This window comes from Lysinibacillus sp. EB106-09-02-XG168, assembly GCF_058791475.1.
This window is the reverse complement of the sequence record NZ_JBYTDN010000003.1, coordinates 2,969,278-2,983,109: the sequence shown is the minus strand read 5'-3', so window position 1 is coordinate 2,983,109 and position 13,832 is coordinate 2,969,278. Positions and strand designations below refer to the sequence as shown.

Here is a 13,832-nt window from a genome sequence, read left to right as displayed (position 1 = left end):
AATTAAGAAAAGAAAAAATTATGATTAGATTAAATCTAGTATAGAAGGGGGAGAAAACTTACATTGACAAATAATAATAAAACGGTTATCCGTTCTATGGATATATTAAATTTATTTATCGATCATACTGAACTCACATTTCAAGAAGTAATTGAGTTATCAGGAATCCCTAAAACCTCTGCTTTCCGCATGTTGAAATCTTTTGAGGAAATGGAATTTTTAGAGAAGGGAACTGATGCAAAATATAGGTTAGGTATTCTCTTCCTTAAATTTGGACATCTAGTATCAATGCGCCTAGATGTGCGAAAAATTGCAGAACCAATTATGAATGAGTTACATAATGATGTAAAAGAAGCGATTAATTTAATCGTTCGTGATGGTGACGATGCTGTTTATATAGAGAAAATAGATACGAAGCAAAAAGTTCGACTCTACACAGCTATTGGTAGAAAAAGTCCTCTTTATGCAGGAGCATGCCCTCGTGCTGTATTATCCTTTTTACCGGATGCAGACATAAAGGAATATCTCGAAGCGGTAGAACTTAAATCATTTGCAATGGGGACGATTACGGAAAAGGAAAGGCTTTTTGAAACGATTGTGCAGGCTAGGGAACTTGGTTATACAATCAGCCATTCAGAATTAGAAAATTATACATCTGCTGTTGCAGCGCCGATTTACGATCATAAAGGAGAGGTCGTTGCAGCAATGAGTATTGCGGGGCTAGAAACTAATTATCAAGGGGAAAACGTTAAAATCTTCGTCGATAAACTGAAGAAGGCTACCGCACAAATTTCTAAACAATTAGGGTATGAACAGCTTTAAAAAATGGGTAGTCTCAGAAGTCATTTGAGATTACCCATTTTACGTTGAAGTTGCTAATTTTTAGAAGCTGTTATTATCTAAATATGCTATAACCTTTTTAAACGGAGCCCAAATGCTAATTCATTTCGTTTTCTTTCTTGTTGTATTAATGCCAATTGAGCCTCTTTTAGAGTGACCTCTTTAAAATAGACTTTACCATTAGCTTGCATTTGTGCTAATGATGATAAATCGGCAGAAATCACTTGAGCTATTTTAGGATATCCACCAGTTGTTTGACGATCAGCCATTAAAATAATAGGTTGCCCATTGGAAGGCACTTGAATCGTTCCAAATGTAACTCCTTCGGATAATAATTCAAATGGCTCTTTTAATTGAATAGCTTCTCCTTCTAATCGATAGCCCATTCGATCTGCGTGTGTTGTAATGGTGTAAGGTGTTGAAAGGAATTTTTTTAAACTCGCCTCATCGAAATGCTCATATTCAGAGCCTCTTATAAAGCGGATTGTTTGCGTTTTTTTAAATGTAACAAAGGATGTGTAATCAGCTGACCAAGGAAGGTAATTTGGTTCTTTTTTTAATTGTTCAAAAAGATCCTCTCCTAACTCGGATCGTCTATCTAATTCAAAGACATCATTTTTCAGCAATTTTCTTCCTTGGAATCCTCCAATTCCAGCACGTATGTAGGTACTTTTACTGCTCATCATTTCAGGCACTTGAATTCCGCCACTAAACGATACGTAGGCTCGGCAACCACTAATCGCAGTATTAAATTTTAAAACAGATCCTTTTTGAATTAAAAGTGGTCGCCACATCGGTGCTTCTTTTCCGTCTATTGTAGGTTGTAAATTGCCACCTGTAATTGCGATCAGTTCATCCGTTTCAAATAAAAGGGATGTTCCATAAAGTGTCACCTCAAGAGCGCCTTCTCCTTCCGAATTTCCAACAAGTAAATTCGCAATCCGTAAGGAATTTGAATCCATTGCTCCTCCGACGATAACACCAAACTTTTGTAGCCCATATCTTCCTAGGTCTTGAATGGTTGCCAGCATACCTGGCTGTAATACTTTTATGCCCATGTTTTCATCCCCCAGTCGCTCTTATATTCTTCCAACGAAATTGGTACAAACTGAATTCGATCACCAGGTTGTAATAAGGTTGGAGGAGATTGTTCAGGTAGAAACAAACGAGAAGGTGTTCGTCCGATGATTTGCCATCCCCCTGGGGTTTCTAATGGGTAAATACCTGTTTGATTTCCAGCAATTCCAACAGACCCCGGAGTAATCGATAACCGTGGAGTTTCTTTACGAGGTGTTGCTATTTGTTTGTGCATTCCTCCCATAAACGGAAAACCTGGAGCAAAGCCTATCATATAAACAAGATATTCTACAGAAGAGTGAATGTTAATAACTTCATTAGGTGTTAAACCATGATAAGAGGCTACAAATTCTAAATCTGGTCCCATTTCACCACCATATACTACAGGGATTTTTACGACACGTTCCTTCGTTGTTTCAACTATGTGAGATTGATTCATTAAAGAAAGAATTGTTGCTTTCACCTTTTCGTAAGGCATTTCGCCTTTTTTTCCTATATTTGAAAAGTATACTTCAATCGGATTGTAATAAACCGTCACATTATTATAGGCAGGCACAACCTCGATGAATCCTTCAAATGGATTTCTCTCTAATAAGTTCAATATATTTTTAACTTTGTTGTGAATTGCCTCACTGATTCCTTCACCTACATGAATGACTAGTGCAGAATCACTCAAAGGTCTTATCTGTACATTTTCTTTTAAATTCATCATAAAAACCATCTCCTGAAGTTTCGTAATTCGGTATGTAAGTTTTAAATAACGGATTATTAATATTATATTTAAACAATAAACGAAAACAAGTTTAATTTAAATGAAAATTTCAAAAAAAAAATTCTTTCTCAAAATTTTAAATTTATACTTTTCAGTAATAATAAAATATGATAATATTTTTTTAAATTTCAAAACTCAAGTTCCGAATATCGGTACAAAATGTTTGTAAACGTATTCAGTGTAACTATTTTAGTGGGAAGAAAATGGGGGAAGAAGATGTTTCGAGTTGATTTAAACTGTGATTTAGGGGAAAGTTTTGGTCGTTATCGGCTTGGAGAGCAAGAAGAAATCTTAAAATATGTAACCTCTGCTAATATTGCTTGTGGATTCCATGCTGGAGATCCAACAGTCATGCGAGAGACAGTTAAGCTAGCCATTGCTAATGGTGTGAAAATCGGGGCTCACCCAGGATTACCGGATTTAAATGGCTTTGGACGACGTGAGATGAACATCACACCACAGGAAGCCTATGATATGGTTATTTATCAAGTTGGAGCATTGCAAGGTTTTCTAACGATTTACAATGAAACTATGCAGCATGTTAAGCCACATGGAGCACTTTATAATATGGCTGCTAAAAACCAAGCAATTGCTGAGGCAATCGCAAAAGCCATTTATGATATTTCACCTTCACTTGTATTATTCGGTCTTTCAGGTAGTGAATTAACAAAAGCAGGAGAAAAAGTAGGGCTTCAAACAGCCCATGAAGTGTTTGCAGATCGTACTTATCAGAATGATGGTTCTTTAACATCTCGTAAACAACCTGATGCATTGATTACCGATAAGGAACAAGCTGTGATTCAGGTTGTGAGAATGGTGAAAGAGGGAATTGTGCTGTCACAACAGCAAATCGATGTCCCATTACAGGCAAATACTATTTGTATTCATGGGGACGGGGAACATGCTGTAGAATTTGCAGAATATATTCATTCAAGATTAGTAGAACATCAAATTTCAGTACGTGCAATCAAGGAGGGGTAAGCCCATGGTAGCAAAAAAATCGGAAGTTAGTGAAGCGGGAATCGAGCAAGAGAAAAAAGATAAATTTGTTAAGAAAACAGCAAGTAAAAGTGTCTTAATAGGAGCTGCCTTTTTAATGGCTACCTCATCTATCGGACCCGGTTTTTTAACACAAACGACAGTATTTACACAGCAATTAGCGGCAAGCTTTGGATTTGTAATTTTAATTTCATTAATTCTAGATATTGTCGCACAAGTAAATGTTTGGCGAATCATTGCTGTATCCGGCTTACGAGGGCAAGAAATTGCCAATAAGGTGTTACCTGGATTAGGTGTTATCCTTGCAATTATGATTGTTATAGGTGGTTTAGCATTCAATATTGGGAACGTTGCTGGAGCTGGATTAGGGTTAAACGCAATGCTTGGCGTAGATCCTGCTATGGGTGCCATTATAAGTGCACTTTTTGCTATTTTTATATTTATCTATAAAGAAGCAGGGAAGGTAATGGACAAGGTTGCACAAATTGCTGGCGGTGTCATGATTCTACTTATGCTATTCGTTGCTTTTAAAACGTCACCACCTATAGGAGAAGCGATTGTGAACACTGTTTGGCCTAAAGAAATTAGCTGGTTTGCGATTGTAACTTTGGTTGGTGGATCAGTTGGCGGTTATATTACTTTTGCTGGTGGTCACCGCCTTTTGGACGCAGGCATCAAAGGACAAGAATCCTTGCCAGAAGTAACAAAAAGCTCTGTGACAGGGATATTGATTACTGGCGTAATGCGTGTTGCTTTATTTTTAGCGGTTCTTGGTGTTGTTTCAAAAGGTTTAGTTATTGATCCTACCAATCCACCTGCATCTGTTTTCCAACTAGCTGCTGGTAATATTGGATATCGCATGTTTGGTATGATTATGTGGGCTGCAGCGATTACTTCTGTTGTAGGTGCAGCTTATACATCCGTTTCATTTATTCGTTCATTCCACCCTAACATTGAGAAATATCATAATTGGGTGATTATAGCATTTATCGTCATTTCAACAACAACTTTTGCCTTGGTTGGAAAGCCTGTTAATGTGTTAATTTTGGTAGGTGCATTAAATGCACTAGTTTTACCATTATCACTTGGCATTATACTAGTTGCTGCACACAAAAAAGAAATTGTTGGTACATATAAGCATCCACGTTGGTTAACTGTAACTGGAGCAATTGTAGTTGTACTTATGGGATATCTCAGCATTATTACATTAATTGAAGAAATTCCAAAAATTTTTAGTTAATCTAACAACCAACCATCCATTCATGAGTATCTTTTCATGGATGGTTATTTTATAAGGAGTGAATGGATGATGACAACATATAGTGCTTTAGAGCCGAATGAAATCCGTAAACTTATTCGCAATCAAGAAATTTCTGGACCAACTTCTGGCATGTCGATTGGGTTTACACAAGCAAATTTAGTGATTTTGAAGAAGGAGCATGCCTTTGACTTTCTACTATTTTGTCAGCGAAACCCAAAGCCATGCCCATTATTAGACGTGACAGAACCTGGATCATTTATACCTTCAAAAATTGCAAAAAATGCAGATATTCGCAAGGACATTCCGAAATATCGTATTTATCGGGATGGTATTTTAACTGAAGAAGTATTAGATATTACAGATTATTGGGAAGAGGATATGGTAGGTTTTTTAATAGGGTGTAGCTTTACATTTGAAACACCGCTTCTTGAAGCGGGTATTCCAATAAGACATATTCAAGAAAACTGTAATGTGCCAATGTATAAAACAAATATCGCCTGTGAAAAAGCAGGTGTGTTTGAAGGACCAGCTGTTGTCAGTATGCGCCCTATGACTCCAGAGGATGCAATTCGTGCAATCCAAATTACTTCGCGCTTTCCAAATGTACACGGTGCACCAATTCATATTGGTAGTCCAGAACAAATTGGTATTACGGATATTTCAAAACCAGATTTCGGTGATGCTGTGTCCATTAAGCCAGGGGAAATACCAGTATTTTGGGCTTGTGGCGTAACCTCTCAGGCAGTAGCAATGGAAAGTAAACCTTCTATTATAATTACCCATGCACCGGGTCATATGCTAATTACTGATATAAAGGAAACAAGCTTGAGCATACTTTAAGGTATGTTCGAGGACATCTATTTATAGTAAGCGTCAAAAGGATGGGACAAAACCAATTTCTGAAATCTAAAAAAGCTGGTGAAATTTTACGACGAGTAAAATTCCATCAGCTTTGATTTTTCTTGATAAAAAGGCCGCCGCAAAGATGTTCAATTAATGGATCTTGAGGGTGAAGAAATATGTGTCGTGACAAGTTTAATGGATGTCGCTGCTGAAGAAATTGCCAACATATATAAGTCTCATTGGGCGATGATGAATTTATTAAATTGATATATTAAATGTTAAAATATTTCCTTTACATCAAATTATTTGAAATACTTTTCATAGCAAATACACTGATGTTTGCGGGTAATAGTATTGAATTCTTCAATATCATTGCTGACATAGTGAGCGAATGTTGAAATAGGAAATAAATTTGAAACATTCGTTGCTATTCTATTATTCATTTCATTTCCTTCAAAATAAAGATGATAATATGATTCGACTTGATTAAACCCCATTTTTTTATACCAATCTTGTACCCATTCATCGTCACGAGTCCATGCTTCAAAGCGATTTAGATTTAATTCAGTTGCTCGTTTTTCAGCATATTTTAATAAATTTTCACCTATACCTTTTCGTGCATAATCAGGATGTACAGCTATATGCCAAATCATGCCGCCTAAACCATTTCCTCTTGAACAAACTGTGCCTTCTTCTACTTCGTATTCAACATCAATTAAGCCTACAATTATTCCATCTATTTCAGCTATTAACTCAATAGAAGGATGTTCGTAGACTTCTTTTTTATTTAGTACATTGTCATAATAAGCAGTATTTAGAAAAGCAAGAACTCTACAGCGTAACCAACCTTGTTCATCTTCTTTTTTAAAGTCTCTGATTATCAATTTATAACATGCCTCCACTTAAATATGAATGTTCGAAATTGATAGAATATTACACCTATAAAGAAATTATATCATATTGTAGTTTGAGTTGGTAGAGAAGTGGAAAGGTTGAATCAAAACACATAGGTTCTCTAAAGGAAGCTACAAAATCATGTGTGTAGGCGACAGTTGCGCTCTTATGAAATTGTGAAAGCATAACATAAGGACTTGCAATTAATTTTACTCACAAGTCCTAGATTGATATAATGCTATTGCTTCAATAACTACGCTCCAATTATATATTTGAAAGTAACCATCTTTTCATGGTTTTTGCTGCATTTGTTTCTTGTGGCATCCTTATAAAAAATTTAGTTAAAGGTTCTTTGTCTGTATCAAAGAAAAGAATCTTTTCATTTGAATCTTTTGCATAATAACAGTATCCCTCATATTCAATATTATCTATAAATGCAACAGGATGTTCATGTTGCATTGTGCAAAGTACCATTTCGGAATTCAGACTGCCATAGATAGACAGAACTTGATATAAAAAATCTTTGTGTACAGGAATAACAGGACAATATATAAATTCTCGTGGTGCATCTCCAAAATAACGTTCTTCAATAATTATTTCATAATAATCAGATTCGTTAAACGCTTCTTTTTCTCGTTCCTTAAGGAACATATTGATAAACTTATTTGATAGTTTATGCAAATGTCTATGTGGAGGAATTTTTTGTCCAAATAATAATAAAGTTAATAGTTCCATTAAGTGCTTCTAACTAATTTTTTACCTTTTTCAACTAACAGAAAATCTAAAACCCTTTCAGTGTTTAGATTGTAGCACAATAGTGGAGAAGTTAGTAGTGTGTGGAAAAAGTGTACATAATATAGCAGAACGTGAGTTAGAAGAAAGAATAGTAAATATTAAACTTGATTGACTGTAGTTATGAAAGTGGGGCAGAGTATTCATTTACACAAGTTGTACGTGAAGCTACTGATCTATGTATGGAGCTACAAGAGTGATTGAGGAAGCAAAACAAAAAGACTTGCAAAAAAAGAAACCCGTTCTATTCTCTTGTGGTACAAATCCTTCTTTAACGGACATTTTTTCCACCATTTTTTGTTCCTCTACAGTGATTAAAGTGGTAATATCTCCTTTCTTTCAGTTGGCACACCTTTATGCAAGTTTGATCAGATTGGCACATCACTAATTGATGTGCTTTTCTTTTTTTAGCCCCACAGAAGAGCCCTTAGACTATTCAAGATTAAGATAGATGGATACTAGGTTGAATAGATCGCTCTATGAACGGTTCTAAGTTCTAGTGTATTTGCTCTACATTATGCCAAGTCATAATTGATTTCACGCTCATTGTAACATAGGTTATAAAATTGAAAATGAGGATTGGTTTTTTAAGTGGATGGCTAAAATAACAATAAAGTGGATGGTTAATTACAATTGAAATAATATTAATATATAATTTTTTATTAGGAATAACATTGCTAAAAGAAGAAAGCGAAAGTTTTAAAGGACATAATGAGGTGTGTATATATGGATTGGAAACCTGATAGAAAAGCGAAAAAAGCTATCTATAAACAACTCGCGGAATATATTGAAAAGGGAATAGCAGATGGTACATTTCCACCTGATAAACCATTGCCTTCAGAGAGATATTTAGCGAGTAATCTAAATTTAAACAGAAGTACTGTCGTTCATGCATATGACGAATTAGAATCGATTGGGCTAATTGAAAGGACTAGAGGAAGCGGTACTACCATTAGTAAAGATATATGGGGTATAACAAAAAAACGGATTCCTAGCTGGAATAGGTATATTGAGGCGGGTTCTTTTCTACCGAGTCAACCTGTCTCGCAAAAAATAAGAAAAGAAGCTGTTGAACATAAATTAATAAATTTAGCTTCCGGTGAATTGTCAGAAGAACTTTTCCCAAAAAGATTTTTAAGCGAGATAACGTCAACACGTTCTTTTATTGGAAGCTTAGGATACGATCATCCACAGGGAAATGAAATCCTTAGAACTACCATTGCAAAACACGTAAAAAAAAGTCGGGGAATCGAAACCAATCCTTCTTCCATACTTATAACATCAGGAGCGCAACAAGCATTACATTTAATTGTACAATGTTTGTTAAAGCCTGGAGATTCAATAGCAATAGAAGATCCTTCCTACAATTATAATCTTCCAATTTTCAGATCGGTAGGTATACAAATACATTATCTACCTGTCGATAAGGATGGAATAAACCCAGAAGATTTGGAGTCATTATATAAAAAGCACCGAATTAAAATGGTTTTTTTAAATCCATATTTTCAAAATCCAACGGGCTCTTTATTGAATAAAAAGAAAAAAGAAGCGGTTTTAGACATATCCTCAAAGCTTGGAATTCCAGTAGTAGAAGATGATCCTTATAGTTTAACAGCTTATTCAGGAGATAAAATCTCTACCCTAAAATCAATGGATAGGAATGGCAACGTATTATATATTAGTTCTTTGTCCAAAATTGTTGCTTCAGGATTAAGAATAGGGTGGATAATTGGCCCAACATCGGTCATTGAAAGATTATCCGATGCGAAACAACAAATCGACTTCGGTCATTCTAGCTATACACAATGGGTAGCGAATGATTTTTTAGAATCAGAAAATTTTCATATTCATATAAAAAGTTTAATTAAGGAATTAGAAAAAAGAAGAGATAAAATTATAAAAAGCCTTGATACTTATTTAAAGGATCAGGTGGAATATTCTATTCCTCAAGGTGGTATTCATATATGGTGTAAAATACTTAAAAATTATAATGAAACCCAATTGCTTGAAGAATCCATTAAAAGAGGCGTCATTTATGTTCCTGGTTCTACACTGGGATCCAAAGACGGTTTTGTTCGATTTACTTTTGCAAAGGAAGATGAAGACTCAATCGATGAAGGAATCAAAAGGTTTGCAGAAGCCCTTAACTGTATATAGACAATTGGATGACTAAAAATGTGTTAGATAGGATGGCTAAAATATTTACAGGTGTATTTATTTGGTAAAAATAGGTTTTTTGAGCGGAAATCAGCCTCTTCGAGTGTATAAAAATGGCCAATCAACACACCAGATATTTTTATCCCTAGGGTAAATGGATGGTCAAAAAAGCATCAAATTGGATGGTTATAAAAAATATAAATCCCTTATCATAGAGAGGTAGATGTTAAAACATCGATATAGTTTAATTACTAATTATTCTTTATGAAACAATGTACAATGAAGATAATAATATAGTAATTGCTACTAAAATGCTTAAATTATTGAAAGAGTTGATATGATATGACAACAGGTATGATTATTACGCTAGTGATTGGATCTATTCTTAAATTGATAATGAGCCCTCCCAGTATAGCTGTGGGATGGGGGGTAGGTAAATTTGAACTTCATAAAAAACTTGATTCAAAAGATGTTACGGTAACATTTAATGGAAAGAATTTAGAAGAGGAAGAAAAAAATAGATTTACAGACTATTTTAATAAAGCTTCCTTTTTGAAAAAACACTATATATTTCCAGGTAATGAAAAATTATTTTTACAGCCAGAGACTAATGTTACTCCATTTGTCATGAACGTAAAAAGAGGTAAAAAAGAGTTTGATTTCTTTGTTTTTAGTTACGACAATCACGTTGATGTAGTCAAGAAGTACAAGGAGAAGGTTGTTTCATATAGTATTAGTTCTGAACATCTACAAAATTTCACCGTTTTAACTACAAATGCAAACCATTAAAAAAATTGGGGATTCGGTCACTGACCTAGAATCCCTTTTTATTACCCTGAAGATTACATTAATATATTACCGAAATTATCTTCCAATTCAATTGAATGGAGGATTTTTTGATGTCCAAAAGTCAAGATAATATTACCACTTATCCCAGGACTTAATACTGGATGAACGACTTCCTTTAACTTCTTTTAGCAAATGTTCGTAAATAAGTTCTAAGAGGATGTAGTCTAAAACCTTCGCACCCATTCGATAACGGCAAACTGACCTGTATCAGTTCAAAAGCTACGACGTGTAGCATACCGAAATGACCGAAATTGTGTCGTCCTTCATGCAGGCCTAGGCAAGAGTTTAAGGTCCAGCAATCGAAGTCATACAGATGGAGTTTGATATCAAATGGTAAATTTATTTATAATTGGAATAAAAGTTAGTTTGGAACGTATTAAAGTAAACGGAGGCTTTCTAAAATGACATTAATCATTTTTATCATTGTAGCACTTGCAATTGTTACGTATTCCTTAAGCCTAACTACAAGGAAAAAGAAAAATAGAATAATAACGGGAATCGTTTTGTTGTTATCTGTTTTGACGTATCCTCTTACTTTACCTTTGTTACACGAAACGAAGATGATTCATGGTTTAGAAGGAACCGCTTCTTTAATTGTTTTTCATTTTCTTATATCGTTAGGTGGAATAATCACAATCATTGCAGGTATTTTCACTAAGACGGAACCAATTGAAAATAATGAATAATATTTCTATTAAACTAACTAGGGATTTACTTCTATGACAAGGGCTATAGATGAATGTGGATTTAAGCTCCTTTTCAGCGGGTTTCTAAACATTCGCCGAAAAGGAGCTTAACATCGTACTGTTGTTGTTGCTGCCGCTACGTAGGCACTACGCTTTCGCATGAAAGACATTTGTTGGCCTAAAGCCCCAGGGGGAATAGAAGCGGAAATAGAAGTAAACTACTGATTTTTGGGATAATCCTCGATTCATCATTCATCTTCCTAAAAGCTGGTAGTATAATTGTAGAATCAGACATTTATAAAGGAGAGAAATTGATGACAGCTCAACAACAAGCAGCTATGCAATCCATGATCGAATGGCTAGCAGATGAACACGAACTTGGGCAAGAACCCAAGAAAATAGAAATTGCAGCAGAATTTGATTTATATGATATGCACTACTATATATTCAAGTATAAAAAAACTATTCTCGGAAAATGGCTCCTTGGCGTATGCGGAGGCTATGAGGATCCGTCTGACACTGAGCATTGCGGCCATGTGTTCAGTGAGATGCAACCTTATGACCCTGCGACTGCAGAGCAAGAAGCTGTAAAGATGGTAGAATTAATCCGAGAATACTGGATGCAGCAGGCTGCAGCATATGAAGCTGCCCAATCCATGGAGGACGAGACCGAAACGCAAGATAATGGTTCTGGTATTTTTAACGGGTTCGTTCTGCTTAACTCTGCAGAATGTGATATTGATCAGATAAAGGCTAACCTTTTGAATGATTGGAACATCAACTGTTCGTCAGTAGAGGATGAGGAAAACGCCGAAGAAACAGAGGAAGGAACCTTGGTCTTTGAAGTGGACGACTGTATGTTAGCGGTTAGTTTTGTCGATGCTCCCGTACCAGATGGTGAGGCTGAGTATTATGCACAGGGAAATTACATGTGGAAGGAAGCCGTGGAGGTTACTCAAACGCACGTAGCTCAAATCATCTTGGCTGCATTTACCCGTTCCGGCTCTCCGCTGGACAGTGGCAGGCTATACACAAAGCTGGCTGCCAGTTGTTTAAAGCTTCCTAACGCAATAGGGATTTATACATCTGGCACCGTATTCCAGCCGGAACTTTTTCAGGATATGGCTGAAGTCATGAAGAATGACGACATCTTCCCTTTAATGAATCTTGTTTATTTCGGCCTGGTCGGAACGGAAAAAGGGGTTGATGGATATACTTATGGGCTAAAAGCCTTTGGCAAGGATGAAATTGAAATTCTGGACAGTCAAGCAACCCCTGCCGAACTGCGTGATTTTTTGATTATGATTTCCGGATATATTGTAGAAGAGAATGTCACTTTAAGGGATGGAGAAACGATCGGCTTCTCAGTAGAGCAAAAGTTGCCGATTTCCCGTTCCGAGGCAGTTTATGTCGATGGGGATACTCTCAAAATCAAATACTAGTTTCATGACCAAAAGACACCGTACAAGGTGTCTTTTTTTACATTTTTATAGCCTAACAAACTATTGGTCGTTTCGGATGTTGTGCCTACTTAAGCAATCTTGTTCGCGTATGATTCATTTAATAAAATATTTTTATATTGTATAGCAAGGTTAACCATATTAAAATAATAGTGATTTTCTTTATCTTTACCTTATTTTGGATCGAGATACCTTCACTTTTTAAATCAACTAAGTTTTCTAATATGGTTTTATTTTCATCTATTCCTAGTGTATAGTACTTGATTGCTAAATCATCATTATTGTCTAGAATGAATTTTGAAATTAAAATAAAAAAAGCTGTGACAAGCAACCACCGCCACAGCCTATATAAAGTGCGTGCATAATACACTCAATAATAATGTGTGCAAATTAAGGATACATACACTTTCAAAAAAAGCCACAGCATCGTCACATGCTATATGAACAACAATATAAAGATTAGAACTATTAATAGGGACACTCAGACGAAAGTGATCCTGTAAAGGAGAACGTAATAATCTTTCATTTTCTGTGGTGTAGCGCTGATTTTTGCGCTACATGGATGGCTAACGGAGCAGTTTAGCGTAAGTAGGATTCTTTTGTTATTTTGAGGATGGTGCCTGTAGTAGAATCCGATTCTCAATCAGGTTTTTCAAGCTGATAAGGGACTTGGACGGTCCGAACTTTATAATAGAATCTTGAAATTGACTAATATCCTCTATGGAAGCAGTCTGAATCTTGATCATGTAATTGTATTCACCACTAATTCGAAACATATCAGTTACAACGGGATTTCGTTCGCAAAAATCCACCAGTGCTTGACATTGCTCTGTTTTAATAAGAAAGAATGCCGTGGTCCCTAGGTCTAGCGCCTGATGGCGAAAGGTTGCCGTATAACCCGAGATGATATCTTTCTCCTCAAGCCTTTTTATTCGTTCCCTTACTGAGGGGTGGGACATGGACACATCTTTACTTATTTGTGAAATGGAAATACGTGCATTCTGCTGAAGAAGACGCATGATGTGGTAATCAGTTTCATCCATCCAATGTTCCATATATAATTCCTCCTAATGCATTTTCTAAAATGAATAAAATCAATCGATTTTCGTTATTTTTGGAAAGCGTAATGCGATAATCTCCTTTTTTATTGTATGTATTTACTTACAACACTATTCTATACTAAATTCATCAGAAAGGGGAAA

General features: G+C 35.6%; 13 protein-coding genes. 8 read left to right on the top strand and 5 right to left on the bottom strand.

Annotated features, from left to right (window positions below; genetic code table 11):
• The first annotated feature begins 63 nt into the window (after window positions 1–63).
• A complete protein-coding gene (locus tag AC3WSO_RS15470) occupies window positions 64–822 on the top strand; it encodes an IclR family transcriptional regulator (RefSeq protein ID WP_492532038.1) in 759 nt (252 codons plus the stop codon).
• Between the two features lie 86 nt (window positions 823–908).
• Here the strand turns inward: AC3WSO_RS15470 and AC3WSO_RS15465 are convergent, their stop codons facing one another.
• Together AC3WSO_RS15465 and pxpB are read right to left on the bottom strand one after the other, a co-directional pair.
• Window positions 909–1,898 carry a 5-oxoprolinase subunit C family protein gene (locus AC3WSO_RS15465; RefSeq protein ID WP_492532036.1) on the bottom strand — a complete coding sequence of 330 codons (990 nt, stop codon included), beginning with the start codon at window positions 1,896–1,898 and terminating at the stop codon, window positions 909–911.
• A complete protein-coding gene (gene pxpB / locus AC3WSO_RS15460; RefSeq protein WP_492532034.1) occupies window positions 1,889–2,629 on the bottom strand; it encodes a 5-oxoprolinase subunit PxpB in 741 nt (246 codons plus the stop codon). Before pxpB ends, AC3WSO_RS15465 begins: the two co-directional genes overlap by 10 nt.
• 276 nt (window positions 2,630–2,905) lie before the next feature.
• On the opposite strand from pxpB, the gene AC3WSO_RS15455 reads away from it, so the two are divergent.
• The 3 genes from AC3WSO_RS15455 to AC3WSO_RS15445 all read left to right on the top strand — a co-directional run bounded on the left by AC3WSO_RS15455 (window position 2,906) and on the right by AC3WSO_RS15445 (window position 5,789).
• Window positions 2,906–3,670, top strand: a complete 765-nt coding sequence (locus AC3WSO_RS15455) for a LamB/YcsF family protein (protein WP_492532032.1) — start codon at window positions 2,906–2,908, stop codon at window positions 3,668–3,670.
• Between the two features lie 40 nt (window positions 3,671–3,710).
• Complete coding sequence (locus AC3WSO_RS15450) at window positions 3,711–4,928, top strand: NRAMP family divalent metal transporter (protein WP_492534380.1); 1,218 nt, start codon at window positions 3,711–3,713, stop codon at window positions 4,926–4,928.
• Window positions 4,929–4,997: 69 nt separating this feature from the next.
• Window positions 4,998–5,789: a putative hydro-lyase gene (locus AC3WSO_RS15445; RefSeq protein WP_492534378.1), complete on the top strand. Its 792-nt coding sequence runs from the start codon at window positions 4,998–5,000 to the stop codon at window positions 5,787–5,789.
• A gap of 305 nt (window positions 5,790–6,094) precedes the next feature.
• Here the strand turns inward: AC3WSO_RS15445 and AC3WSO_RS15440 are convergent, their stop codons facing one another.
• Both AC3WSO_RS15440 and AC3WSO_RS15435 read right to left on the bottom strand, forming a co-directional pair.
• Window positions 6,095–6,676 (bottom strand): GNAT family N-acetyltransferase, encoded by a 582-nt coding sequence (locus tag AC3WSO_RS15440; protein ID WP_492532030.1) that lies wholly within the window; start codon window positions 6,674–6,676, stop codon window positions 6,095–6,097.
• Window positions 6,677–6,950: 274 nt separating this feature from the next.
• The gene (locus AC3WSO_RS15435; protein ID WP_492532028.1) at window positions 6,951–7,421 is read right to left on the bottom strand and encodes a hypothetical protein; all 471 of its coding nucleotides are present in this window, start codon (window positions 7,419–7,421) and stop codon (window positions 6,951–6,953) included.
• Window positions 7,422–8,204: 783 nt separating this feature from the next.
• On the opposite strand from AC3WSO_RS15435, the gene pdxR reads away from it, so the two are divergent.
• The 4 genes from pdxR to AC3WSO_RS15415 all read left to right on the top strand — a co-directional run bounded on the left by pdxR (window position 8,205) and on the right by AC3WSO_RS15415 (window position 12,612).
• Window positions 8,205–9,635: a MocR-like pyridoxine biosynthesis transcription factor PdxR gene (gene pdxR, locus AC3WSO_RS15430; protein ID WP_492532026.1), complete on the top strand. Its 1,431-nt coding sequence runs from the start codon at window positions 8,205–8,207 to the stop codon at window positions 9,633–9,635.
• A 342-nt stretch (window positions 9,636–9,977) separates the two neighbouring features.
• The gene (locus AC3WSO_RS15425; protein ID WP_492532024.1) at window positions 9,978–10,424 is read left to right on the top strand and encodes a YfmQ family protein; all 447 of its coding nucleotides are present in this window, start codon (window positions 9,978–9,980) and stop codon (window positions 10,422–10,424) included.
• Between the two features lie 461 nt (window positions 10,425–10,885).
• The gene (locus AC3WSO_RS15420; RefSeq protein WP_492532022.1) at window positions 10,886–11,170 is read left to right on the top strand and encodes a hypothetical protein; all 285 of its coding nucleotides are present in this window, start codon (window positions 10,886–10,888) and stop codon (window positions 11,168–11,170) included.
• Window positions 11,171–11,484: 314 nt separating this feature from the next.
• Window positions 11,485–12,612 (top strand): DUF4261 domain-containing protein, encoded by a 1,128-nt coding sequence (locus tag AC3WSO_RS15415; RefSeq protein WP_492532020.1) that lies wholly within the window; start codon window positions 11,485–11,487, stop codon window positions 12,610–12,612.
• A 620-nt stretch (window positions 12,613–13,232) separates the two neighbouring features.
• Here the strand turns inward: AC3WSO_RS15415 and AC3WSO_RS15410 are convergent.
• The gene (locus AC3WSO_RS15410; protein WP_492532019.1) at window positions 13,233–13,685 is read right to left on the bottom strand and encodes an Lrp/AsnC family transcriptional regulator; all 453 of its coding nucleotides are present in this window, start codon (window positions 13,683–13,685) and stop codon (window positions 13,233–13,235) included.
• Window positions 13,686–13,832: the final 147 nt, after the last annotated feature.